This is a genomic window from Pseudomonas sp. GV047, assembly GCF_003058245.1.
GTDB classification, from domain to species: domain Bacteria; phylum Pseudomonadota; class Gammaproteobacteria; order Pseudomonadales; family Pseudomonadaceae; genus Aquipseudomonas; species Aquipseudomonas marginalis.
Window position 1 is genome coordinate 555,631 of the sequence record NZ_QCWA01000003.1, and the last position, 24,962, is coordinate 580,592.

The window sequence follows — 24,962 nt, forward strand, 5'->3', positions numbered from 1 at the left end:
AGGAGTCGACCTAATGCATAGCCAATGCATTTCCCGGATATTTTTGATGTGAAAAATGCATATCGATCTGCGCCAGCTTCGTCACTTCATCGCCCTTGCCGAACAACGCAGTTTTGTCGCCGCCGCGTTGACGGTGAACCTGTCGCAATCGGCGTTCAGTCGCAGTATCCAGGCCCTGGAACACAGCGCCGGTTGCCAGCTGATTGACCGTGGCCGCAAAGACCTGGCGCCGACCAAACAAGGCCAGGTATTGCTGGAGCACGCCCGGCGCCTGGTCAGCGGTGCGCAGCAGTTGGCCAATGAGATCAGCCAGTTCAATGGCCTGGAGGCGGGAGAATTGCGCTTCGGTTGCGGCCCGGCACCGGCCGGCGGCCTGATCCCGCGCGCCATCGGCAGTTTTATCGGGCGCTACCCCAAGGCACGGGTGCAGTACCAGGTGGACGACTGGCAAAGCCTGAGCAAACGCCTGCTCAGTGAAGAGTTCGAGTTTTTCGTCGCCGACACCCGCCACTTCGAAGCCAACCCGGACTATCACACCCACCGCCTGCGCCCGCGCCGCTGGTATTTCTGCTGCCGCGCCGGCCACCCACTGGCCGGGCGTGGCAGCGTAAGCGCCGCCGAGCTGATGAGTTACCCACTGGCCGTGACCATCCGCCCGCCCAACCTGCGCAAGGTCATCGTCGACCTCAGCGGCCGGCCCGATTACCTGCCCAATGTCGAATGCGAGAACGGCTATAGCCTGATGGGCGTGGTGCTGCGCTCCGACGCCATCGGCATCGTCAGCGCCAACAGCGATGTGCTGCACATGGCCCGGGGCGAACTGGTGTGCTTGACGATCGAGGGCCTGGCGGAGGATCTGGAGGAGCGTTACACCCGCTACGGCATCGTTAGCCGTGCGGGGTATCGCTTGTCGCCGCTGGCCGAAGCGATGATCGAGCAGATCAAGCAGGTCGATGAGTTGGATGAAGAGGTGTGCACGCTGGAGAACGTCGCGGTCTAGGCCATGCATTCACTGCATCAAAGCCAGTCCCCAAATGCACTTGCCAGCCCCCCACTCGAACGGCGAAAAACCTCACCTGTCCTCCGTCTGGTGAAGCCCCATGTCCCACCCCCAACCCGTGCGCAACGTGCTGTACATCATGTGCGACCAACTGCGCCGCGATTACCTGTCGTGCTACGGCCACGCCCACTTGCACACGCCGAACATCGATCGCCTGGCCGCCGCCGGTGTGCGCTTCAACCGCGCCTATACCCAAGGCACCATCTGCGGGCCCTCGCGCATGTCGGCCTATACCGGGCGCTACGTCAGCAGCCACCAGGTGGCGTGGAACGCGGTGCCGTTGCCCCTGGAAGAACTGACCCTCGGCGACTACCTGCGCCCCCACGGCATCCGCACGGCGCTGGTCGGCAAGACCCACGCCACGCCCAATGTGGACGCCTTGCAACGCCTGAATATCGACCCTGACAGCAAGCAGGCCGAGCCGTTGAACGAGGTTGGCTTCGAGGCGTACCTGCGTCACGACGGCATCTACCCCGACAGCCCGCTGTTCGAGGATAAACGCGAGTCCGCGCCCTACACCCATTACCTGCGCGAGCAGGGCTACAGCGGCGCCAACCCGTGGCACGAATGGGCCAATGCGGCAGCCGGTGAAAACGGCGAAGTCCTCAGCGGTTGGCACATGCGCAATGCGGGCCGCCCCGCGCGCGTGGCCGAGGAACATTCGGAAACCGTCTACACCACCGACCGTGCGATCGACTTTATCCGTGAACAGGCCGAACAACCGTGGTGCCTGCACCTGTCCTATATCAAGCCACACTGGCCCTACATCGCACCGGCGCCGTATCACGCGCTGTATGGCGCCGAGCATATCCAGGCACCGATCCAGCCAGGGGAGACCAGCGATCACCCGGTGTACCAGGCGTTCCGCCAGCACCAGGAGAGCCTTAACTTTTCCCGTGACGAGGTACGGCTCACGGTGATTCCCACCTACATGGGCTTGATCAAACAGGTCGACGACCAACTCGGGCGCCTGTTCGATTTCCTGCAAGGCAATGGCCGTTGGGACGACACCCTGATCGTGTTCACCAGCGACCACGGCGATTTCCTCGGCGATCACTTCCTCGGCGAAAAAGAATTTCTGCTGGAACCTGCCGTGGGCATTCCGCTGATCGTGCGCGACCCACGCGCCGCCGCCGATACCCGCCGTGGCACGGTGGACGCGCGTCTGGTGGAAACCATCGATGCGCTGCCGACCTTCCTCGACGCCCTGGGTTTGCCAGCGGCCGAGCATCGCCTGGAAGGCCGCTCGCTGATCCCGCTGTTGCACGGCCAGGAAACCCGCTGGCGCCGCTACGCCATCGCCGAGTACGACTACGCCTTCCAGGCCCCGGCCCGCGAACGCCTGGCGCAACCCATCGACCGTTGCCGGATGACCATGGTGCGCAGCGAACGCTGGAAATACCTGGCGTACGACGGCTTCCGCCCACAGCTGTTCGACCTGGAAAACGACCCGCAGGAACTGCACGACCTGGGCAACGACCCGGCCTATGCCGAAGTGCGCGAAACCCACGTGGGGTATCTGTTCGAATGGCTGCGCGGGTTGAAGCGACGCACCACCATCAGCCACGCAGAGATCGATCTGCGTGGCCAACGGTTTCGTTACGGTGAGCCGGAAGCGGAGAAGGTGGTGCAGATCGGCGTGTGGTAAACCACACATCGAATGTTGGGGGCTCCACTACCTCTTCGAAGTAGCGTTGTCGCGCAGCAAACGGGTACCTCTGTGGTGAGCGGGCTTGCCCCGCGTTGGGCTGCGCAGCAGCCCCAGAACCAGGCGCAGAGGAGTGGCTGATACACCGCATTCGTCTTCATCAGGGGCGCTTCGCACCCCAACGCGGGGCAAGCCCGCTCACCACAGGTACGGTGTTCGCCGTTGACTGACTGGCATCAGGGCTTGCCCCCTCCCACATCAGAGACCTTTGGTGGTCTGGCTGCGCTGCCCGTGCACGCCCACCGGCACATCGCCCTTGAGCGTCACCCGGCGCACGATGCGTTCCTGGGTGCCGTAGTCGTCGACGGCGTAATGCTGGGTGGCGCGGTTGTCCCAGATCGCCACGTCGCCGGTGTTCCAGCGCCAGCGCACGGTGTTTTCCAGGCGGGTGACGTGGCTTTGCAGCAGGTTGAACAGCTGGGTCGAGTCCGCCTGGGAATAACCTTTCAGGCGCTTGACGAAGTGCCCCAGCAACAGGGTTTTCTCGCCACTGACCGGATGCACGCGCACCACCGGGTGCTCGGTTTCGTACACCGTCGAGGTGAACACCTTGCGGTATGCCTCAAGCCGCTCGGCCGACACATCCGGCTTGAGCGCGGCGTAGTCGTATTCGTTGCTGTGCACTGCCCACAAGTTATCCGCCAGGGCGCGCAGTTCGACGCTGAGGTCGTTGTAGGCGCTTGAGGTGTTGGCCCAGACCGTGTCGCCACCGGACTTGGGCGCCAGTACCGAACGCAGCACCGAGGCTTTCGGGTAGGCATCGACGAAGGTCACATCGGTGTGCCAGGAATTGGCGCGCTGGCCACGGGTGCCGTCCAGTTCCATGAGGAAGCGCGTGCCGTCGCGCACCGGCACCGTCGGGTGGGCAATCGGCTCGCCGAGCAGATGGGCAAAGGCTTCCTGGCTCTGGTCATCGAGGTGAGTCTGCTCACGGAAGAAGACCACCTTGTACTGCACCAGCGCCTGCTGGATGGCTTCGACCGTGGCGGCATCCAGATCGCCGGACAGTCTGATACCGCGGATCTCGGCGCCGATGCGGCCGGCGACCGGGTGAATATCCAGCGCCTGGGCGACGGGTTGAACAGCTAATGCGGCGTTGCTCATGGTGATGACCCTCTTGTGCCTGCTGATGGGGACGCTTTCCGACAACGCTCTATCCATATGCAATTTAGGTCTAGCAAATGAACGAATGCTTCATTGACGGAATAAGAGCTTGCATTTAAAACCTCTGCTCCCGTGGTCGCAAATGCCTTCGACCTATTTTTAAGATGCAGGGAAAGCATATGGATCTTCGCCAACTGCGCTACTTCATCGCCCTCAACGAACACCGCAGTTTCGTGCGTGCGGCAGACGCCATGGGCATCACCCAACCGGCGTTCAGCCGCAGCATCCAGGGGCTGGAACAGGAGTTCGGCTGCGTGCTGGTCGACCGTGGCCACAAGGACCTGCGCCCCACGCCGGAGGGCCAAGTGGTGCTGCAACATGCCCTGTCCCTGGTGCACGGCGCCGCCTTGCTGAGCAGTGAAGTGACGCGCATGACCAAGCTCGACGCCGGCGACCTGCGCTTCGGCTGCGGCCCGGCACCGGCGGTGAAACTGGTGCCGGATGCGGTGGCGCGCTTTATCAGCGCCCACCCGAAAATCCGCACCAGTTTCCAGGTGGATAACTGGGAAAAACTCAGCCGTGCCCTGAGCCGTGAAGAGATCGAATTCTTTATCGCCGACATCCGCCAATTCGAAGCCGACCCGAATTTCCAGACCCGCGCGCTGACCCCCAAGCGCGGGGTATTTTTTTGCCGACCGGGCCACCCGTTGCTGGCCAAGGACAGCCTGTCGACCAACGACATGTTCGACTACCCGCTGGCGGCGCCGCTGATCTCACAGGGCATTCGCAAACTGTTGGCGAACCTGAGCGGGCGCATGGATTTTTCCCCGAGCATCCAGACCGAACATTTCCCGGCGCTGGTGAAGATCGTGCTGCAGTCCAACGCCATCGGCGTCGGCACCGAAGAGGCATTCGCCGAAGACATCGCCCACGGCACGTTGAAACTGCTGCACTGGCGCAACCTGCCGCAGAACATGGAGACCATGAGCGCCCGCTGCGGGATTGTCAGCCGCACCGGTTCGCGGTTGTCGCCGGCGGCGAAGGCGATGATCGAGACGCTGGTGGAGGTGGACAGGCAGGAGGTGAGCGTGGCGGTTTGACGGGCCTCATCGGGGGCAAGCCCCCGATGGCGATAGCCCAGGCACCACCCGACTCAAAGCCCCGCCGCCGCCAGGTTCGGCGCCACCCAGTCACTCACCTGGAACGGCTTGCGAATCAGCTTCTCCTTGGAAGCCAGGTCCACCGAACCCTGCAATTTAGCCAGGAACACCGGGTCCAGGGTCGACGGGAAAATCTCGCTGAGGGTCTGGTCTTTCAAGTCATTGGTGAGAATCACCGGCGGGTAACTGGCCAGCCCGGACACCAGCGCAATGTAGGCTTGCTTGTTGTTGTCATCGGTCAACCAGTGCACCGCCTGCTGCTGGGCCTTGAGCAGCTTGGCGACGGCGTCGGGGTGCTCGTCGACAAACTGTTTGCTGCCCACCAGCACCGCCTGGATGCTGCCGGCGCCACCGAGGTCCTTGGTGGTCAGCGGTATTTCAGCCAGCCCCTTGGCTTGCAATGCCGTCAGGTTCGAACCGCCCCAGGTGGCGTCGATCTGCTTGGCGGCCAGCGCGGCATTGGCGGCGTTGTAGTCCAGGCTGATGACTTTGAGGTCCTTCTCACTCAAGCCCTGGCTGGCCAATGCACTGTCGAACGACAACTGGCTGGCCGTGCCACGGAACACCGCGACGCGCTTGCCCTTGAGGTCCTGCAAGGTCTTGATGCCAGAACCCGGCACCACGCCGAGGTACTGCTTGATGTCCCGCGCGGTGGCACTGAGCAGGCGCGTCTCCAGGCCATTGGAGCGGCCGATGATCGCCGCCAGGTCGCCCAGGTACGCCAGGTCCACCTGCCCGTTGGCGAAGGCTTCGTTGATCACAGGGCCGGCGCCCTTGAAGTAATTCCACTGGATCTTGATGCCTTGGTCGGCAAAGGCTTTTTCGAAGATCTGCTGCTCGCGCAGCACGTCCGTTATGCCCCCGCCGCTGTGCTGGCTGCCTGCGCTGAGGTCAGGCACGGCGATGCGGATTTCCTTGAGGTCGGCAGCCTGTACCAGGCCCGCCAATGCGGTGCCTGCCACCAGGGTGATCAGACGTTTGAACGGCAGTTTCATATGCGCAGCTCCTTGTGGGCGAGGGTCGCCTGGGGAGCAGAAAGTAGGCACAACCTGGTCAAAACTTTAAATACTATAAATTCACAATTTAATAGCTTTTAGGACTATGCGAAGGGAAACGCAGGCTCCAGAGGGCTATGCATGGATAGCATCGAAAATATTCTTCGAATGCATTGGATGCGTGCGGGGGCGAGGCTTTAAATGGTTTTTCTTATCCCTCAATCATCTTGATTACGTTTTTATAAGATCGAAATCACATAACGCCCCTGGCGACAACGGAGGTCCTCCATGGCCCGAATCTCACTTTTGAGCCTCCCGCTCGCGGCTCCCGGCGCCACGCCACGTTGGCCGCTGCGCTGTGAACGGCTGTTGCCATGGTTGCTGCCGGTGACGCTGTTTGCGCTGTGGTGGCTGGCCAGCCGCAATCACTGGATGAGCGAGCAGATCCTGCCGCCACCGTCCCTGGTGTGGAGCAGCGCCGTGGAACTGGCCGGCGGCGAGCTGTGGAGCCACCTGGCGATCAGCCTGCAACGCCTGTCCTGGGGGTTGCTGGCCGGCATTGGCGCCGGGGCGCTGCTGGGGGCGATGCTGGGTTTCAGCGCGCGCGCCGAGCGCCTGGTGTTTCCGACGTTCAGCGCGTTGTCGCAGGTACCGACCCTGGCCTGGATTCCGCTGTTCATGGTGTTCTTCGGCATTGGCGAAACCCTGAAACTGGTGGTGCTGGTGAAGGCGATCGTGGTGCCCGTCACCCTGCATACCCTGGTGGGCGTGCGCGACGCCCAACCCCAGTTGCGTGAAGCCGCCCGCGTGCTGCGCCTGCCCACGCACCTGTTGATCCGGCGCCTGATCCTGCCTGCCGCGCTGCCCGCCTTTATGGCCGGCGTGCGCCTGGCCCTGGCGGCCGGCTGGACCTCGCTGCTGGCGGTGGAGTTGCTGGCCTCCAGCGAAGGCATCGGCTACCTGATGGTGTGGGCGCGCCAGCTGTTCATGCTCGATATCGTCTTCGTGTGCATCGTGGTCATCGGCGTATTCGGCGTGGTTATGGACCGTGGCATTGGCTGGCTGGACCGCAAATGGGTGCACTGGCCCCATCCGGCCACGGCGCAGATTCGTCGCGGGCCGCGCTATCAAGGCTGGCAGCGCCTGCAACCGTGGGTGCTGCCCCTGCTGTTGCTGGCGCTGTGGCAGGTCGCGACGCAACAAGGCTGGGTCGACCCGAACATTCTGGTCAGCCCTTGGGTGGTGCTGCACACCACCGTCGCCGGGGTCGTGGATGGCAACCTCAGCGGTGCACTGGGCACCAGCCTGGGGCGAAGCCTGGGCGGCTTGCTGCTCGGTGGCGGCGTTGGCTTTGCCATGGGCCTGTGGCTCGGACTGTCACGGCGCAGTGAGCGGGTACTCGGGCCGACCCTGAGCGCCTTGCGCCAGATCGCGATTTTCGCCTGGGTGCCATTGCTCACTGCCTGGTTTGGCCTGGGTGAGTTGGCCAAGTGGGTGTTTATCGCCCTCGCCGCCTTCTTCCCGTTGTTTATCGCCACTCAACGCAGCGTGCTGAATCTGTCGCCACAGCTCAACGAAGCGGCGCAGGTGTTGCGCCTGAATCTGTTCCAACGGCTGCGACGCCTGGTACTGCCAGGCGCCGCAGCCGGGATTTTCGCCGGCCTGCGCCTGAGCCTGATCTACGCCTGGCTGGGCACCATCGGTGCGGAATATTTCATGCCGTCCAACGGCGGTATCGGCAGCCTGATGATCGGCGCCCAACAACTGCTGCGCATGGACCTGATCATGAGCGGCATGCTCCTGGTCGGCCTTACCGGCGCGGCCCTCAACCTGATCGGCCAGCGCATCGAAACCCGCGCCACCCGCTGGAGACACGCATGAACGCACCTATCGTCAGCTTCAACCATGTGGGCAAGACCTTCGACGTCGACGGCTTCGAGCTGGAAGCCATCCGCGAATTCAACCTGGAGATTGCCGAAGGCGAATTCGTTGCGATTGTCGGCTCCAGCGGCTGCGGCAAATCCACGCTGCTGCGTTTGCTGGTGGGGCTGGATACGCAGTTTCGCGGCGAGATCCGCGTCGACGGTAAAGCCGTGAGCGGCATTGGCGGCGAGCGCGGCATCGTGTTCCAGGAGCATCGTCTGTTCCCCTGGCTCACCGTGGCGGAAAACATCGGCCTGGGCCTGGTCAACGAGCCACTGAGCGACGCTGAGCGCAATCGGCGCATCAGCGATTTTATCGAGCTGGTCGGCCTCACCGATTTCACCCGCGCCTATCCGCACCAACTGTCCGGCGGCATGGCGCAACGGGTGGCGATTGCCCGCGGCCTGGTGGCCAGCCCGCGCATCCTGCTGCTGGACGAACCCTTCGGCGCCCTCGACGCCCTGACCCGCCAGCAGATGCAGGACGAACTCCTGGCGATCCGCGCCCGCGCCAAAATCACCACGGTATTGGTGACCCACGATGTGGAGGAAGCGATTTTCCTCGCCGACCGCGTGGTGGTAATGGAGCCCCGGCCGGGGCGGATCAAGCAGGTGGTGGACGTCGCCCTGCCACATCCACGTCAGCGCAGCAGTTTTGAATTCCATCAACTGCGCGAAGAACTGCTGCATGAATTGACCAACGATGGCCACTACCAGCCGCCGGTGCGCGAACAGATCCGCGATCTGCCATTGGCCTTTATTGCCTGCTGAAAAAAGGAGTGCCTTGATGCCGCAACGTCCCAATTTTCTCGTGATCCTGGCCGATGACATGGGCTTCTCGGACCTCGGTGCGTTTGGCGGGGAAATTTCCACGCCGCACCTGGACGCACTCGCCCTGAACGGCCTGCGCCTGACCGACTTCCACACCGCCCCGACGTGCTCGCCTACCCGCTCGATGCTGCTCACCGGCACCGACCACCATATCGCCGGTATCGGCACCATGGCCGAGGCGCTGACGCCGGAGCTGATCGGCAAGCCCGGCTACGAGGGCTACTTGAATGACAAGGTGGTGGCACTGCCGGAGCTGTTGCGCGAGGCCGGTTACCAGACATTGATGAGCGGCAAGTGGCACCTGGGCCTGACCGCCGAACTGGCGCCCCACGCCCGCGGTTTCGAGCGCTCGTTCTCGCTGTTGCCGGGGGCGGCCAACCACTACGGCTTCGAGCCGACCTATAACGACGACACCCCGGGCCTGCTCAAGTCCACCCCGGCGCTGTACATCGAAGACGACCGGTTCGTCGAGCAACTGCCCAAGGATTTCTATTCCTCCGATGCCTTCGGCGACAAGCTGCTGCACTACCTCAAGGAGCGCGACCAGGCCCGACCATTCTTCGCCTACCTGCCGTTTTCCGCCCCGCACTGGCCGTTGCAGGCGCCTGCGGAGATCGTCGAAAAGTACCGTGGCCGCTACGACGCCGGCCCCGAAGTGCTGCGCCTGGAACGCCTGGAAAAACTCAAGGCATTGGGGCTGATCGACGCCAATGTCGAACCCCATCCGTTGATCGAGCTGAACACCCAGTGGGCCGCCTTGAGCGACGAACAGCGCCAGGTGTCGGCGCGGGCCATGGAGGTGTATGCGGCGATGGTCGAGCGCATGGACTGGAACATCGGCCGAGTGGTGGATTACCTGCGCCAGCAGGGGCAGTTGGACAATACGTTCATTGTGTTCATGTCCGACAACGGCGCCGAAGGTGCGCTGTTGGAGGCGTTCCCCAAGTTCGGACCGCAGTTGCTCACTTATCTCAACCAGCATTACGACAACAGCCTCGACAATATCGGCCGCGCCAACTCCTACGTCTGGTATGGCCCGTCGTGGGCGCAGGTGGCAACGGCGCCGTCGCGGTTGTTCAAGGCGTTCACCACCGAGGGCGGGATTCGCGTGCCGTCTCTGGTGCACTATCCGCAGTTGTCGCTCAAAGGTCGTATCAGCCATGGGTTCGGCACGGTGATGGACATCACGCCGACCATCCTCGACCTGGCCGGCGTGCGTCATCCGGGCAAACAATGGCGTGGCAAGCCGGTGGCGCCGCTGCGGGGCAAGTCGTGGCTGGGCTTCCTCTCCGGCGAGACCGCCCAGGTGCACGACGACAACACCGTAACCGGCTGGGAGCTGTTCGGCCGCCGCGCGATTCGCCAGGGCCAGTGGAAAGCCGTGTACATCCCCGGCCCGGTGGGCCCGGCGACCTGGCAGCTGTATGACCTGGGCCAGGACCCTGGAGAAATCCACGACCTGGCCTTGAGTCATCCGGACAAGCTCGCCAGGTTGATCGGCCACTGGCAGCAGTACGTCGACGAAACCGGCGTGGTGCTCAGCGCGTCGCCGTTTCAGCCGGATTGAGCCGGGCCTGGGGCGACGCCATGGGTTCAAGCCGATTGGCCCGCGCAAACGTGCCGAAATCATTGAAACGCACGCCCATCTCGGCCATGACCTTATGTGCCACCTTGGCCGTCATCTGGCGGATGTAGAACGGCTCCTTCACCACAAAATGGTGAATCCCGTGGGTGCTGCCGAAGTTGAAGCAGAACGCCTGCAACGGCCACAGCCACCACGGGTTCAATACTTGGGTTTGCTGGATCACATTGCCCGGTTCCACATCGCCGTAGTAGTGCATGTTGGAGCTGACAAAGTGCAGGCAAAAGGTGCGCAGCACGTTGGGGCCGATGATCACCACGGCGGCGATGTCGATCACCTGCATCATCTGCAAGGTGCCTGCGGACCAGTCGATCGGCGTGCCCAGCAGGCTGGCGATGCCGTTGGCGGCATGGAAGCCGAGGAAGATATACCACGCACCCCAATGCAGCAGCGCCAGGGGCGCGTACACCAGCAGCGAGCGCTTGAGGATCTTGAGTTTGTGGCCCCAGGTCCTGGCGCGCAGCATGCGGATAAACGCCGACATCACGTTATCGCCCACCATCAGCAACCGCGCCAGGCCCCAGCGCTCGCCGTTGGTGATCGCACGTTCCTCCATATCGGTCTCGGTGCCGGAGACCTTGTGGTGATTGAGGTGCAGATGCCGGCGGATCCACGGGTTGATGGTGCTCGGCCGCGCCAGCCACACCAGGCCCATCATCAGGTTGTGGGGCACGCGCTGTTTGCGAAAGTACATGCTGTGGATCAGGTCGTGTTCCAGCTCGTGGGTCAGTGAGGCCAGGAACGCATTGAGCAGCAGGCAGGCCCACCAGGCCATATGACCGCTGATATAGAGCGCCGCCGAGCCGATCATGCCGAGCAGGGAAAAGGCCAGGATGCCCGCGCCCAGGGCGTCCTGATGCTGCAGCCACGGGTGCCGGCGACGCAAGCGCACGCCTTCGGCGAGCACCACCTCACGGATATGCGCCGAACGCTGTTGCGCGTTCATCTGCTGGGGACTTGCAGAAGTACCGTCCATGCTCCCATCCTCTTATTCATTGATGGTTACATCCTGCACCAGGGCTTCTTGCAGGACGCTAGCCCCACACGCCAACCTGTTGACCGCAAGCGCCAATCGCCATGACCGAACCGACTTCCCTCGCCAGCTGGACCCGCGCCCTGCGTAAGCAGCTCGATGCCCTGGGCCTCGACAGTGCCGCGCTGTGCGCCCAGGCCGGGCTCGATCCGCAGCAGATGGACGACCCCAACGCGCGTTACCCGCTGTCGGCCACCACGCGCCTGTGGGAACTGGCGGTGCAGGCCAGCGGCGATCCGGCCATCGGGTTGCGGGTGTCGCGGTTTGTCAGCCCGACCACCTTTCATGCGCTGGGTTATGCGCTGGTGGCGAGCGGCAGCCTGCGCGAGGTGTTCGAGCGCATCGTGCGGTATCACCAGGTGGTCAGCGATGCCCTGAGCCTGGAACTCAGCGGCGATGGCGAGCGCTACCGCTTTCGCCTGCTGCAACCGCCGGGCAGCCCGGCGCCGGCGCTGGAAGCCATCGACGCGTTTGCCGCGATCTATGTGCGCACGTGCCGCAACCGCCTGGGCCGCGACTATGCGCCGCTGGCGGTTTACCTGCGGCGCCCGCAACCCGCCGACCCCAAGCCCTGGCACACGGTGTTCCGCGCACCGGTGTTTTTCGGCGCCGAGGAAGACCGCCTCGAATTCGCCGCCAGCGATTTCGACAGCCACCTGGACGACGCCAACCCGGAACTGGCCGAACATAACGAAACCGTGCTCAAACGCACCCTGGCGCAACTGCAACCGCTAACCTGGGAACGCAAGGTGCGCGCGGCCATCGAGGCGCAACTGCCCGATGGCGAGCCTAGCGCCGAGCGGATTGCCCAGGCGCTGCACTTGAGTTTGCGCAGTCTGCAGCGGCATCTGGCGGATGAGGGATGTCGGTTTGATGCGTTGCTCAATGAGTGTCGCCAGAACTTGGCGTTGCTCCACTTGCGTGATCCACAGTGTTCATTGGCCGAGGTCAGCCATCTGTTGGGATTTGCCGATACCAGCAGCTTTAACCGGGCGTTCAAGCGCTGGACGGGGATGACGCCGGGGCAGTTTCGGGATGGGTTGCGGTAGGGGGATGTGTGGGGAGGCTGAAGGCCTCATCGGGGGCAAGCCCCCTTCCACAGGGGAACGCATTTCAAATGTGGGAGGGGGCTTGCTCCCGATGGCGATCGCTCAGCGACCCCGATCCCGCCGCAACAGTTTCCTGACCCGCATCACCAACCCCTTGGCCTCAAACGGCTTGAGCAGGTAGTCATCCTCATGCAACTCCAGCCCGCGCAGGCGATCTTCAATCCCGCCCGGCGTGGTCAGGAACAACACCGGTGTCTCACCCTTCTGCCGGATCGCCTGCTGCAGCTTCCAGGCATTCAGGCCGGGCAACATCACATCCAGGATCACCAGGTCGTATTCGGCGCTTTCGACAAAGCGCTGCGCCGCCATGCCGTTGGCCGCGACTTCCACGGTGTAGCCGGCCTCGTTCAAGCCCTGGGCCATCCGCTGTGCCTCTTCGGATTCATGTTCCACTAACAGCACACGCATAACACACCTCGATTGATCAGGTTTGCAGGCTAACACCCTCAGGTGTGCGCCGCCTCTCGTAGCCGCTGGGCATCGAGGATTTCGATCTCGCCGTAGCCCAGGCGCACGATGCCCTGGGCTTGCAGGTCCTTGAGCAAGGCATTGGTGGTCTGGCGCGACAGGCTCAACATCGCCGCCAGGTCTTCCTGGGGCAGTTGCAGCACGCGTTTTGAAGGCGCCATGTCGCCGTAGCCCTCAACAATCATCAACAGCCGGTGGGCCAGGCGCACCGACGCGGGCATCAGGCTGAGCTGTTCGAGGCCGATAAAACTCAGGCGCAGCTTCTGGCTCATCAGCAGCGCCAGGTCGCGCCAGTAGCGAGGGGATTGATCGAGGATCTTCAGCAGCGCCTGCTGCGGCACCTGCACCAGCGTGCACGGCCCCGTGGCGCAGGCGTCGTGGGTGCGCGGCAAGCCGTCGAACAGGCAGATCTCGCCGAACCAGTAGGGCGCCCCCACCAGGCTCAACAGCGCTTCCTTGCCGTGCTCATTCACCGCACTGACGCGCAACGTGCCCTCGAGCACCGCATACAAGCCGCAGGGCGGGTCGCCGCGCTTGAACAGGTACTGTCCCGCCGTCAGCTGCCGCAGCCGCGCATGGGCCAGCAGACTATGCTGGAAAGGTACGGGCAGGTGACTGAACCAGTGACCGACGGCCAACCGGGATTGCCATTGCGTCGCATCCATGAGAACTCCGAAGATTGTCGCCCAACTGACAGTTAGTCCCAGGCTGACAGGGCATGATCAAACATCCTACAGGAGGAACAACAATGAAAAGCCTCGTCGATCACCTCAGTCAATACGCCGCGTACCACCGCGATCCGCGCAATATCGCCAGCCACTTCATCGGCATCCCGCTGATTGTGGTCGCCGTGGCTGTGCTGCTGTCACGCCCCGAATGGGCGGTGGGCGGGCTGTGGCTTTCCCCGGCAGTGATAGTGGCGCTGTTTTCCGCGTGGTTTTACCTGCGGCTTGAACTGGCCCTGGGCGTGCTGATGACGGTGTTGATGGGCTTGTCGGTGTGGGCCGGGCACGTGTTGGCGGCGCAGAGCACGATGGTGTGGCTCAGCAGCGGCGTCGGCCTGTTTGTGGTGGGCTGGGTGATTCAGTTTGTCGGGCATTACTACGAGGGCAGGAAGCCGGCGTTTGTGGATGATGTGTCGGGGCTGATTGTGGGGCCGCTGTTTGTGGTGGCGGAGGTGGCGTTTTTGCTGGGGCTGCGGCATGACCTGAAGGCGAACATTGAGAAACGCTCAGGCCCGGTGGCGCGCCGCGATCTAAAGCCAAGCGAGGTCTAAATGTGGGAGGGGGCTTGCCCCCGATAGCAGTGGGTCAGCAACAGATAAGCTGACTGAAACACCGCCATCGGGGGCAAGCCCCCTCCCACATTTGGTTCCAGTTTCAGAGTTGGTATTGCGGTGAACTCAGGCTTTTTGCCAGACCTTGGGCTTGAAGAACAGGGTCTCGCCACGGGCCAGGCCGGTCAGGCTGTCGTGGTCCTTCACCACTTCGGCTTCGATCAGCTCGCTCTGGCCTTCGACCTTCAAGGTGACCCGCGTGGTCGCGCCCAACGGGCGGATATCACGCACTTCGGCCGCGTGATGATCTTCCAGTTCGTGGCGCGACAGCGACACTTCATGCGGACGGAACAGCACATGCTTGTCCTCGCCCAGGTGCAGGCGGTTGGAGTCGCCGAGGAAGTGGTAGACGAAATCGCTGGCCGGGTTTTCGTAGACGTCGCCGGGTGAGCCGATCTGCTCGATCACGCCCTTGTTCATCACCACGATGCGGTCGGCGACTTCCATGGCCTCTTCCTGGTCGTGGGTCACAAACACCGAGGTCAGGTTGATGTCTTCGTGCAGGCGCGCCAGCCAGCGGCGCAGTTCCTTACGCACCTTGGCGTCGAGGGCGCCGAAGGGTTCATCCAGCAGCAGCACCTTCGGCTCGACCGCCAACGCACGGGCCAGGGCGATACGCTGGCGCTGGCCACCGGAGAGTTGTTCCGGGTAACGGTCGGCCAGCCAGTCCAGCTGCACCATGTTCAGCAGTTCGTGAACCTTGGCCGCAATCTGGCTTTCGCTCGGGCGCTGGTTCTTCGGCTTCATGCGCAGGCCGAAGGCGACGTTGTCGAACACGGTCATGTGGCGGAACAGCGCGTAGTGCTGGAACACAAAACCGACGTTGCGATCACGCACGTCGTGGCCGGAGACGTCTTCACCGTGGAACACGATGCTGCCGTCATCCGGGGTTTCCAGGCCGGCGATGATGCGCAGCAAGGTGGTCTTGCCGCAGCCGGAAGGCCCAAGCAAGGCCACCAGCTCGCCACTCTGGATATCCAGGTTGATGCTGTCCAGGGCCTTGAAGGCGTTGAAGTTCTTGCTGACGTTACGGACTTCGATCGACATGACTTATTCCTCAGCCGCACTGGCGCGCAGGCGATTAATACGGTTCTCGCTCCACTGCTTGAGCAGCAGGATGAAGAGCGCCAGGATCAGCAGCAGACTCGCCACCGCAAACGCGGCAACGTGGTTGTATTCGTTGTAGAGAATCTCGACGTGCAGCGGCAAGGTGTTGGTCACGCCGCGAATATGGCCGGACACCACCGACACCGCGCCGAACTCCCCCATGGCCCGCGCGGTGCACAGCACCACGCCGTAGATCAGGCCCCATTTGATATTCGGCACGGTGACATGCCAGAACATCTGCCAGCCATTGGCGCCCAGCAGGCGCGCGGCCTCTTCTTCCTGGGTACCCTGCTCCTGCATCAGCGGGATCAGTTCGCGGGCGACGAACGGCACGGTAACGAAGATGGTCGCCAGCACGATGCCAGGCAAGGCGAACACGATCTGGATGTCATGCGCCTGCAACCACGGGCCAAACAGGCCCTGAGCGCCGAACATCAGCACGTAGACCAGGCCGGCGATCACCGGGGAGACCGAGAACGGCAGGTCGATCAGCGTCACCAGGATGCTCTTGCCACGGAACGAGTACTTGCTCACGCACCAGGCCGCGCTGACGCCGAATACCAGGTTGAGCGGCACCGAAATCAGCACGGCGATCACCGTGAGTTTCAGCGCGGACAACGCGTCCGGTTCAAGGATTGCGGTGAAAAACGCCCCGAGGCCGTTCTTCAAGCCCTGGGACACCACGATAAACAGCGGCAGCAGCAGGAACAGGAAGAACACCAGCCAGCCCAGGCTGATCAGGATGCGTCGGGAAACAGCGCTGCCACGGCGGGCTGCGTTGGCCGAGGATGCCGCGGAAATAGACGATTGGGACATGTTCCGCGCCTCCTTATGGACGTTCGATGCGCCGCTGCAACAAGTTGATCAGCAGCAGCAGGACAAAGGAAACCACCAGCATCAGTACGCCAATGGAGGTGGCGCCGCGGTAGTCGTACTGGTCGAGCTTGACCATGATCAGCAGCGGCAGGATCTCGGTTTTCATCGGCATGTTGCCGGCGATGAAAATCACCGAGCCGTACTCACCGACGCCACGGGCAAACGCCAGGGCGAAGCCGGTCAGCCAGGCGGGCAGCAGCGCGGGGACGAGGATGTAGCGAAACACCTGCAACGGCTTGGCGCCCAGGCAGGCAGCGGCTTCTTCGATTTCCCGGGGGATATCGGCGAGTACCGGCTGCACCGTGCGCACCACGAACGGCAGGGTCACGAAGGTCAGCGCCAGGGTGATGCCCAAGGGGCTGTAGGCGATCTTGAAGCCCAGGTCGGCGGCGAACTGGCCCACCAGGCCGGTCGGCGTGTACAGGGCAGTCAGGGCAATACCGGCCACGGCGGTGGGCAGGGCGAACGGCAGGTCGATCATCGCATCGATGATCTTGCGGCCGGGGAAGGTGTAGCGCACCAGCACCCAGGCCAGCAGCGTGCCGATCACGCCGTTGATCAGGGCGGCGTACAGCGCGGTGCTGAAGCTCAGCTTCAACGCCGCCAGCACACGGGGTGCGGAGATGATGTTCCAGAACTGATCCCAGGTGAGTTGAGCGGCGTGTACGAACATCGCCGCGAGGGGGATGAGTACGATCAGGCTGAGGTACACCACGGTGTAGCCCAGCGTCAGCCCGAAGCCGGGTATGACGGGGGAAATACGACGCGACATAAGAGTCCTTGGTTAGCGGAACTGACACACAAAACCCGCAGGTGAATGCGGGCTCTGTGGGCGGGTTGTTGCTCGGCTTACTGCGCCGTGTAGATCTGGTCGAACACGCCACCGTCGTTAAAGAATTTCGGCTGGGCAGTTTTCCAGCCGCCGAAGTCTTTGTCGATAGTCACCAGGTCCAGTTTCGGGAACTGCTGGGCGTATTTGGCGGCCACTTTTGCATCCCGTGGGCGGTAGAAGTTCTTCGCCGCAATCTCCTGGCCAGCCGGGCTGTACAGGTGCTTGAGGTATTCAGTGGCGATCTCGGTGTTGCCCTTTTTCTCGGCGTTCTTGTCGACCACGGCCACCGGCGGCTCCGCGAGAATCGACAGGGACGGCACGACGATGTCGAACTTGTCGGCGCCGCCGTCTTCTTTCAGGGCCAGGAACGCCTCGTTTTCCCAGGCCAGCAACACGTCGCCCTGACCGTTGTTGACGAAGGTGATGGTCGAACCGCGCGCGCCGGTGTCGAGGATCGGCACGTGCTTGAACAGCTCCTTGACGTATTCCTGAGCCTTGGCTTCGCTGCCACCGGATTTCAGGCCGTAGGCCCAGGCGGCAAGGAAGTTCCAGCGCGCACCGCCGGAGGTTTTCGGGTTAGGCGTGATCACGGAAACGTCTTTCTTGATCAGGTCGCCCCAATCCTTGATGCCTTTAGGGTTGCCCTTGCGCACCAGGAACACGATGGTCGAGGTGTATGGGGTGCTCGCATCCGGCAGGCGGGTCTGCCAGTTTTCCGGCAGGGTCTTGCCCAGCTTGGCGATTTCGTCGATGTCGCCGGCCAGGGCCAGGGTCACCACGTCGGCGCGCAGGCCGTCGATCACGGCCCGGCCTTGCTTGCCCGAACCACCGTGGGATTGCTGGATCTTGACGGTGTCGCCGGGGTGGGACTGTTTCCAGAAGTTGGTGAACTCAGCGTTGTAGTCCTGGTACAGCTCACGGGTAGGATCGTACGAGACGTTGAGCAACTCGTAGTCCTTGGCAACGGCGGAACCGGCAAACACGGCGCTGGCCAGGGCGGCCAGGGCATAACGGCGAATCGACGACATAGAAGCTCCTGAAAATTCTGGGTGTTGGCTTTTTCTTATAGTGACGGGGTCTATCGCCGTTATTGCTTAGCTCGGTTTGTTACCCGGGTTCTGCAAACGGAATTTTTCCTTGCGTTCGATCTGTACCACTTGAGCGTTGTGCACAGTGATTTCCACCGCGCCAAACCGCAGATCGCGCAAGGCGCTCTGGATCTCGCGCAAAATGGCTGCTTCGTCCTGGCCGTCGACGCTACGTAGAGATGCGCTCATGGTCTCGCTCCTGAAATGAATAGTGCCTCGCAGTGGCGGCACTGCTTGCGGCGTAGGGCGATAGTAGATAAGCGCGGATATTCTTAAAAATACTATTTAAGAATGTTTATATAACCAGAAAGAATTTTCTGGCAGGACGTGGGGTTGCGTGCTTGTTTTGCGACCGAGCACCGAAATAACGCCTGGTGAATATCCAAATGTGGGAGGGGGCTTGCCCCCGAGGGCGGTCTATCAGTAACACATGTTCAGACTGGCACACCGCTATCGGGGGCAAGCCCCCTCCCACATTTGAATGCATTTCAAGGCTGGAGAGTGGGTGCGCAGTTCCAATCAATCTCGTCCGCCGGCATCGGCCGCCCAAACCAGTACCCCTGGCCCATATCGCAGTGCTGCTCCAACAAGAACCGCGCCTGCTCCACCTGTTCGATCCCCTCGGCATGCACCTGCATGCCCATGCTTTTCGCCAGGGCGATCACCACCCGCACGATGGCGGCATCGTCTTCGTCCCACGGCAGCCCGGCGACAAAGCCCTGGTCGATCTTGAGTTTCTGCACCGGCAGGCGCTTGAGGCGCAGCAGGGAGGAATAGCCGGTGCCGAAGTCATCGATGGCCAGGCGCAAGCCCAGTTCGCGCAGGCGGTGCAGTTGTTCCAGGGCCACTTCAGGGTCGTCCATCACCGCGCTTTCAGTGACTTCCAACTCCAGGAAGGCCGGATCCAGGCCGGTATCGTGCAGCACCTGGGCGACTTGATCATAGAGTTCGCGCCGGGCAAACAGGCGGCTGGATACATTGATTGCAATAAAGCTCAGCGGCGCGCCGTCGGCCAGCCATCGGCACATCTGTCGGCAGGCCTGGTCCATCACCCATCCATCGATCTCGGCAATCAACCCGGTGCGTTCGGCGATGGGGATGAAATCACCCGGCGGCACCAGGCCACGCTCGGGGTGTTGCCAGCGCACCAGTGCTTCGACGCCGATCAGGCGGCTGGTGTGCAAGTCGTGCACCGGTTGGTAGTAGACGCGCAACTCCTGCTGTTCGAGGGCGCGGCGCAGTTCGCTGGCGATTTCCACCCGGTTCTGCGCGTGGGCGGTGAGTTCTTCGGTGTACAACGCGTAGCCTTCGCGGCCCACGCTTTTGGCCTTGAAGAGCGCGGAATCGGCGTTGCGCAACAATTGCTCGGCGCTCAGGGCATCATTGGGGAACAGGCTGATGCCGATGCTGGCGCTGATAAACAGCTGATGGCCGTCAAAGATGAACGGCTGCTTCATCACATCCAGCATGCGCTGTGCCAAAGCCGCCGCCTGCACCACCTGTGAGCAGTTTTCCGCGAGCACCGCGAACTCATCCCCGCCCAGGCGCGCAAGGGTCACGCCAGGGCCGAACAGCGCCTTGAGCCGCTCGCCCACCAGTTTGAGCAACTGGTCGCCCACATTATGGCCAAGGCTGTCGTTGATGATCTTGAAGTGATCCAGGTCCAGCAACAACAGGGCGCAGCCGCGCTTGTGGAGTTGCGCCGAGGCCAGCGCCTGCTCGGCACGGTCGGTGAACAGCAGGCGGTTGGGCAGGTCGGTCAGCGGGTCGTGGTGGGCCAGGTGGGCCAGTTCGTGCTCGGAATCCTTGATGGCGCTGATGTCGGAAAACACCGCGACGTAATGGCTGATATGGCCCAGGTCATCGTGAATCACGCGAATGGTTTGCCACTGTGGATAAATCTCACCGCTTTTGCGCCGATTCCAGATTTCACCGCTCCATTCACCGGTGTGTTCCAGGGTCTGGAACATCTGTTGATAGAAATTCGACGAATGGCGACCGGACTTGAACAGGCTCGGCTGCCGGCCCATGACGTCTTCGCACTGGTAGCCGGTGATTTCCATGAAGGCCCGGTTCACATGCACGATCAGGCCCTTGGCGTCGGTGACCAACACCCCTTCGCGGGTGCAATCGAACACGGCAGCAGCCTGGCGCAGGCGCTCGCGGTTCTCTTTCAAGGGTTGCTGCTGGTCGGCCCGGGCAGATCGGGCACAGATCAGGTAGATCAGCCAGGCACTGAGCGCCACCCACACATAACCACGCACCTGCAGCCACTGGTGCAGGTCGGTTGGACTATCGAGAAACTCGATCAATACCCGATGAGTGAGGCCTATCCAGACGCTCGAAGCCAGCAGGTATACCAGCCCCGCACGCAGGGCACCTCGGTATGAAAACAGCATATGCCCAGTAATCCTTACTAAAAGCCCAGAATCGTCCTACAAAGAATGGGGATTATAGGATATGTAACATCTCGTAAGTCTTATCTGAAAGGGCCGCTGGTTTTCTCTGTAGGCTTAGTGATAATGCGTGAGCTGTTCTTTTCTTTATCTGAGGGCCATACAGCCTATGTGGTACAACGGTTTTCTTGACTTGTCGGCCTGGCAACTGGTGGCAGTCACCCTGTTGATGACCCACGTGACCATCGTTGGGGTCACGGTCTATCTGCACCGCTATTCAGCCCATCGCTCCCTGGAGCTCAATGCCGGCCTGAAACACTTCTTCCGCTTCTGGCTGTGGCTGACCACAGCGCAGAACACCCGCGAGTGGACCGCCATCCACCGCAAGCACCACGCCAAGTGCGAAACCGTCGACGACCCGCACAGCCCGGTGATCAAGGGCCTGTCCACTGTATTGCGCAAAGGTGCCGAGCTGTACCGTGCCGAGGCCGAAAACCCCGAGACCCTGCGCATCTACGGCAAGAACTGCCCGGACGACTGGATCGAGCGCAAGCTCTACACCCCTTACCCGCTGCTGGGTGTGGCGATCATGGGCGTGATCGACCTGCTGCTGTTCGGCACCATCGGCATCACCATCTGGGCAATCCAGATGATGTGGATTCCGTTCTGGGCCGCCGGCGTGATCAACGGCCTGGGCCATGCCGTGGGCTATCGCAACTTCGAATGCCGTGACGCCGCCACCAACCTGGTGCCGTGGGGCATCATCGTCGGCGGCGAAGAGCTGCACAACAATCACCACACCTATCCCAACTCGGCCAAGCTGTCGGTGAAGAAGTGGGAATTCGACCTGGGCTGGGCATGGATCAAGGTGTTCAGCTTCCTGCGCCTGGCCAAGGTGCAACGTGTGGCACCGATTGCCCACCGCGTGGAAGGCAAGGGCCACCTGGACATGGACACCGCCATGGCGATCCTCAACAACCGCTTCCAGATCATGGCCCAGTACCGCAAGTTGGTGATCGGCCCGTTGGTCAAGCAGGAGCTGGAAAAAGTCGATCACTCGGTGCGCCACCAGTTCCACCGTGCCAAACGCCTGCTGTCGCGGGAAACCAGCCTGCTGGATGACCGCCACCACCTGCGTATCCAGAGCATGCTGGAACACAGCCAGGCGCTGAAAGTGATCTACGAAAAACGCCTGGCGCTGCAGCAGATCTGGCTCAAGACCAGCTCCAACGGCTACGATATGCTCGCCGCCATCAAGGAATGGGTGCACGAGGCCGAGGCCAGCGGCATCCAGTCCCTGCGGGATTTTGCCCACCAATTGAAGACCTATTCGCTGCGTCCTGCGGCGGTCTGACAGTGGCGTGGGAGGGCTTGCCCTCCCACCCATCAGCTTTTTGGCGTCATTTCTCGGACACCGTCAATCGAGCCTGTTGACGGAACTTCACTGCAATTCGCCTCTCTCAATGAACACTTCGCCATCATGGTGGCCCCTTGTAGTGACCGCTGCTCGATCTTGCGGCGCGCCCAGAGAGAGTTGTGCCGATGGTTCTCGAAAAGCCCTTCACCGCCGACAGCCCTACCGCTGACCCTCCGCGTCCGGCCGCGGCAGCAACCCTGCTGGCACTGGTACATGCCCAGGGCGAAGTCGAGCGACTGAGTGAGCGCGAACAATTGCTCAGTTCTCTGCTGGTCAGCGTAAACGCCGTGCTGTGGGCCATCGATTGGCAGACCCGCCGCGTGCTCTATGTCAGCCCGGCATACGAGCGAATTTTTGGACGTTCCGCCGGCCTGCTGCTGGCCGACCACCGCGAATGGCGCAACAGCATTCACCCCGAAGACCTCGACTACGCCGAACACAGCCTGGCGCGCGTGCTGGAGCAGGGTGCCGTGGAAGACCGCGAGTACCGCATCATCACCGCTGACGGGCAGATCCGCTGGCTGAGCGACAAGTGCTACATCAACCAGCAGGTCGAACCCGGCGAGCCGGTGATCGTCGTCGGCATGGCCGAAGACATCACGGAAAAAAAACAGCTGGAACTGGAACTGCACCGTCTCGCCACCACCGACGTGCTGACCCAGAGCAGCAACCGCCGACACTTCTTCGAATGCGCCAACCAGGCCTTCGACAGCGCCTGCGCCCAAGGCGCGCCGCTGGCCTTCCTGCTGCTGGACATCGATGACTTCAAGGACGTCAACGACACCTACGGCCACCTGGAGGGTGACCAGGTGCTGCGGCGTATCGCCGAGAGCGGTCGCGGGGTACTGCGCCGTGGCGACCTGTTCGGGCGCATTGGCGGCGAAGAGTTCGCCGCCGTTCTGCCGGGTTGCGCGCCGGAGATGGCGCTGCAAGTGGCCGAGCGCCTGGGCAGGGAGATTCAGGCGCTGAGCTTCAGCTATGAGGGCGAGGCGTTCAGCGTGACCATCAGCCAGGGCCTGGCCAGCCTGACCGAGGAAGACTCCACCCTGGACAGCCTGTTCGCCCGCGCCGATGCCGCCATGTATGAGGCCAAGCGCCTGGGCAAGAATCGCGTCATCGCTGGCTGAATGCCGATCACTGTGGGAGGGGGCTTGCCCCAATGCCGGTCAGTTAAGGGACAGAACGGGCAACCCGTCATCTGTGGCGAGCGGGCTTGTCGAATCGTCGCACCGCCCGCGTTGGGCTGCGAAGCAGCTCCAAAACCAAGCGCAGAGGAGTGCCTGATACACCGCATTTTGTCTTTATTAGGGGCGCTTCGCGCCCCAGCGCGGGACAAGCCCGCTCACCACAAGAATGCGGTTGCCTGAAATTGTTTATGCAAGACTCAAGATTTTAGAGTGAAATTTTTTACCCTTTAAAATCAGTAAGTTATTTTAAATTTGATGAGAGCTGGCTTGCTTAAGGCACAAAAAAACCCGCCGAAGCGGGTTTTCCTTATCGATCAGGCCAACTGCCGCTTACAGCTCGGAGAAGCACTCTTCGATGATCGCCAAGCCTTTGTCCAACTGCTCGTCCGGCGAGGTCAGCGGCACCAGTACGCGCAACACGTTGCCGTAGGTGCCGCAGGACAGCAGGATCAGGCCCTTGTCACGCGCCTTGGCCACCACGGCGGCAACGGCTGCGGCGTTTGGCTTGTGGCTGTCGCCGCCTTCGAACAACTCGACCGCGATCATCGCGCCCAGGGCACGCACGTCACCGATCACCGGGTACTTGGCTTGGATCGCCTTGAGGCCAGTCACCAGGCGCTCGCCGACTGCCTTGCAGCGGTCCAGCAGGTGCTCTTCCTCAAACACGTCCATCACCGCCAGCGCAGCGGCGCAAGCGATCGGGCTACCGGCGTAGGTGCCGCCCAGGCCACCTGGGGCAATGGCGTCCATGTATTCGGCCTTGCCGCACACACCGGCCAGCGGGAAACCGCCAGCGATGGATTTGGCGAAGGTGGTCAGGTCGGCGGCAACGCCCATCTGTTCCATGGCGAAGAAGGTACCGGTACGGCCGGCACCGGTTTGCACTTCGTCGGCGATCAGCAGGATGCCGTGCTTGTCGCACAGCTCGCGCAGGCGCTTCATGAACGGCTTCGGCGCGACGTAGAAACCGCCCTCGCCTTGGACCGGCTCGATGATGATGGCGGCGATATCACGCGGCTCGGCATCGTTCTTGAAGATGCGCTCGATGCTGGCGATGGAGTCGTCGTCGCTGACACCGTGCAGTTCGTTCGGGTACAGCGCGCGGAACACGCCGCCTGGCATCAGGCCCATGCCGGCCGAGTAAGGCACGACTTTACCGGTGAGACCCAGGGTCATCATGGTGCGGCCGTGGTAGGCGCCGGTGAAAGCGATCACGCCGGCACGGCCAGTCGCGGCACGGGCGATTTTCACGGCGTTTTCAACGGCTTCGGAACCGGTGGTGACCAACAGGGTTTTCTTGGCGAAATCGCCGGGGACCTTGGCGTTCACTTTCTCGCACACTTCGACGTACGGCTCGTAGGCCAGTACCTGGAAGCACGTGTGGGTCAGCTTGTTCAGCTGTTCGGTCACGGCGGCGATGATTTTCGGGTGCACGTGGCCGGTGTTCAGCACGGCGATACCGCCGGCGAAGTCGATGAACTCGCGACCTTCAACGTCGGTCACGGTGGCGTTCTTCGCGGATTCGGCGAAGATCGGGTGAATCTGGCCAACACCGCGCGGTACAGCGGCTTCGCGGCGTTTCATCAGGGAAGCGTTGGTCTTGCTCATAAAGTCCTCATTCGCCACTCATCGGGTGGCGTTGTTCAAGGAATACGTGGCGGGGAGGCAACTACGGCAGCATGCGATGATCG

The 24,962-nt window shown here is 62.4% G+C and carries 22 protein-coding genes; 10 read left to right on the plus strand and 12 right to left on the minus strand.

Features of this window, described 5'->3' with window-relative positions; genetic code table 11:
• Positions 1-55: 55 nt before the first annotated feature.
• Both C8K58_RS10845 and C8K58_RS10850 read left to right on the plus strand, forming a co-directional pair.
• On the plus strand, positions 56-1,000 hold the full coding sequence (locus C8K58_RS10845) for a LysR family transcriptional regulator (RefSeq protein WP_012721641.1): 945 nt from the start codon (positions 56-58) through the stop codon (positions 998-1,000).
• A gap of 100 nt (positions 1,001-1,100) precedes the next feature.
• Complete coding sequence (locus tag C8K58_RS10850; RefSeq protein ID WP_012721640.1) at positions 1,101-2,708, plus strand: alkaline phosphatase family protein; 1,608 nt, start codon at positions 1,101-1,103, stop codon at positions 2,706-2,708.
• Positions 2,709-2,966: 258 nt separating this feature from the next.
• On the opposite strand, the gene C8K58_RS10855 is transcribed toward C8K58_RS10850, so the two are convergent.
• Complete coding sequence (locus C8K58_RS10855) at positions 2,967-3,872, minus strand: TauD/TfdA family dioxygenase (RefSeq protein ID WP_012721639.1); 906 nt, start codon at positions 3,870-3,872, stop codon at positions 2,967-2,969.
• Between the two features lie 179 nt (positions 3,873-4,051).
• Between C8K58_RS10855 and C8K58_RS10860 the strand changes: the two genes are divergently transcribed.
• Complete coding sequence (locus tag C8K58_RS10860) at positions 4,052-4,972, plus strand: LysR family transcriptional regulator (RefSeq protein ID WP_012721638.1); 921 nt, start codon at positions 4,052-4,054, stop codon at positions 4,970-4,972.
• Between the two features lie 53 nt (positions 4,973-5,025).
• On the opposite strand, the gene C8K58_RS10865 is transcribed toward C8K58_RS10860, so the two are convergent.
• Complete coding sequence (locus C8K58_RS10865; protein ID WP_092358644.1) at positions 5,026-6,027, minus strand: ABC transporter substrate-binding protein; 1,002 nt, start codon at positions 6,025-6,027, stop codon at positions 5,026-5,028.
• Positions 6,028-6,315: 288 nt separating this feature from the next.
• Between C8K58_RS10865 and C8K58_RS10870 the strand changes: the two genes are divergently transcribed.
• From C8K58_RS10870 to C8K58_RS10880, 3 genes are read left to right on the plus strand one after another with little or no spacing between them, the layout of a single operon-like run.
• Complete coding sequence (locus C8K58_RS10870) at positions 6,316-7,908, plus strand: ABC transporter permease (RefSeq protein WP_027607858.1); 1,593 nt, start codon at positions 6,316-6,318, stop codon at positions 7,906-7,908.
• Positions 7,905-8,720: an ABC transporter ATP-binding protein gene (locus C8K58_RS10875; protein WP_092358642.1), complete on the plus strand. Its 816-nt coding sequence runs from the start codon at positions 7,905-7,907 to the stop codon at positions 8,718-8,720. Before C8K58_RS10870 ends, C8K58_RS10875 begins: the two co-directional genes overlap by 4 nt.
• A gap of 16 nt (positions 8,721-8,736) precedes the next feature.
• Positions 8,737-10,347 (plus strand): arylsulfatase, encoded by a 1,611-nt coding sequence (locus C8K58_RS10880; RefSeq protein ID WP_108573710.1) that lies wholly within the window; start codon positions 8,737-8,739, stop codon positions 10,345-10,347.
• On the opposite strand, the gene C8K58_RS10885 is transcribed toward C8K58_RS10880, so the two are convergent.
• Complete coding sequence (locus C8K58_RS10885; RefSeq protein WP_108573711.1) at positions 10,319-11,398, minus strand: fatty acid desaturase; 1,080 nt, start codon at positions 11,396-11,398, stop codon at positions 10,319-10,321. The genes C8K58_RS10880 and C8K58_RS10885 overlap by 29 nt on opposite strands.
• Before the next feature lie 101 nt (positions 11,399-11,499).
• Here C8K58_RS10885 and C8K58_RS10890 point away from each other — a divergent pair, with 101 nt between their 5' ends.
• Positions 11,500-12,504, plus strand: a complete 1,005-nt coding sequence (locus C8K58_RS10890) for an AraC family transcriptional regulator (protein WP_065926327.1) — start codon at positions 11,500-11,502, stop codon at positions 12,502-12,504.
• A 102-nt stretch (positions 12,505-12,606) separates the two neighbouring features.
• On the opposite strand, the gene C8K58_RS10895 is transcribed toward C8K58_RS10890, so the two are convergent.
• Together C8K58_RS10895 and C8K58_RS10900 are read right to left on the minus strand one after the other, a co-directional pair.
• Positions 12,607-12,972, minus strand: coding sequence for a response regulator (locus tag C8K58_RS10895; RefSeq protein ID WP_027607863.1), 366 nt, complete (start codon positions 12,970-12,972; stop codon positions 12,607-12,609).
• A 38-nt stretch (positions 12,973-13,010) separates the two neighbouring features.
• Entirely contained in the window at positions 13,011-13,697 is a 687-nt protein-coding gene (locus tag C8K58_RS10900; protein WP_108573712.1) for a Crp/Fnr family transcriptional regulator, read from the minus strand.
• A gap of 83 nt (positions 13,698-13,780) precedes the next feature.
• Between C8K58_RS10900 and C8K58_RS10905 the strand changes: the two genes are divergently transcribed.
• Positions 13,781-14,308 carry a DUF962 domain-containing protein gene (locus C8K58_RS10905; protein WP_108573713.1) on the plus strand — a complete coding sequence of 176 codons (528 nt, stop codon included), beginning with the start codon at positions 13,781-13,783 and terminating at the stop codon, positions 14,306-14,308.
• 126 nt (positions 14,309-14,434) lie between these two features.
• On the opposite strand, the gene C8K58_RS10910 is transcribed toward C8K58_RS10905, so the two are convergent.
• The 6 genes from C8K58_RS10910 to dibA all read right to left on the minus strand — a co-directional run bounded on the left by C8K58_RS10910 (position 14,435) and on the right by dibA (position 20,670).
• Entirely contained in the window at positions 14,435-15,415 is a 981-nt protein-coding gene (locus tag C8K58_RS10910) for a sulfate/molybdate ABC transporter ATP-binding protein (protein WP_092490370.1), read from the minus strand.
• Between the two features lie 3 nt (positions 15,416-15,418).
• Positions 15,419-16,291: a sulfate ABC transporter permease subunit CysW gene (gene cysW, locus C8K58_RS10915; protein WP_027607867.1), complete on the minus strand. Its 873-nt coding sequence runs from the start codon at positions 16,289-16,291 to the stop codon at positions 15,419-15,421.
• A gap of 13 nt (positions 16,292-16,304) precedes the next feature.
• Positions 16,305-17,123 (minus strand): sulfate ABC transporter permease subunit CysT, encoded by an 819-nt coding sequence (cysT, locus tag C8K58_RS10920; protein WP_027607868.1) that lies wholly within the window; start codon positions 17,121-17,123, stop codon positions 16,305-16,307.
• Positions 17,124-17,200: 77 nt separating this feature from the next.
• Positions 17,201-18,211, minus strand: a complete 1,011-nt coding sequence (locus C8K58_RS10925) for a sulfate ABC transporter substrate-binding protein (RefSeq protein WP_027607869.1) — start codon at positions 18,209-18,211, stop codon at positions 17,201-17,203.
• A gap of 66 nt (positions 18,212-18,277) precedes the next feature.
• Complete coding sequence (oscA, locus tag C8K58_RS10930) at positions 18,278-18,460, minus strand: sulfur starvation response protein OscA (protein WP_003170956.1); 183 nt, start codon at positions 18,458-18,460, stop codon at positions 18,278-18,280.
• Between the two features lie 299 nt (positions 18,461-18,759).
• Positions 18,760-20,670 carry a phosphodiesterase DibA gene (dibA, locus tag C8K58_RS10935; protein WP_108573714.1) on the minus strand — a complete coding sequence of 637 codons (1,911 nt, stop codon included), beginning with the start codon at positions 20,668-20,670 and terminating at the stop codon, positions 18,760-18,762.
• A 166-nt stretch (positions 20,671-20,836) separates the two neighbouring features.
• Between dibA and desA the strand changes: the two genes are divergently transcribed.
• Positions 20,837-22,021, plus strand: a complete 1,185-nt coding sequence (gene desA / locus C8K58_RS10940) for a delta-9 fatty acid desaturase DesA (RefSeq protein ID WP_108573715.1) — start codon at positions 20,837-20,839, stop codon at positions 22,019-22,021.
• A gap of 188 nt (positions 22,022-22,209) precedes the next feature.
• Positions 22,210-23,211, plus strand: coding sequence for a sensor domain-containing diguanylate cyclase (locus C8K58_RS10945; protein ID WP_108573716.1), 1,002 nt, complete (start codon positions 22,210-22,212; stop codon positions 23,209-23,211).
• 390 nt (positions 23,212-23,601) lie between these two features.
• On the opposite strand, the gene gabT is transcribed toward C8K58_RS10945, so the two are convergent.
• Positions 23,602-24,879, minus strand: a complete 1,278-nt coding sequence (gabT, locus tag C8K58_RS10950) for a 4-aminobutyrate--2-oxoglutarate transaminase (protein WP_108573717.1) — start codon at positions 24,877-24,879, stop codon at positions 23,602-23,604.
• Between the last annotated feature and the right edge of the window lie 83 nt (positions 24,880-24,962).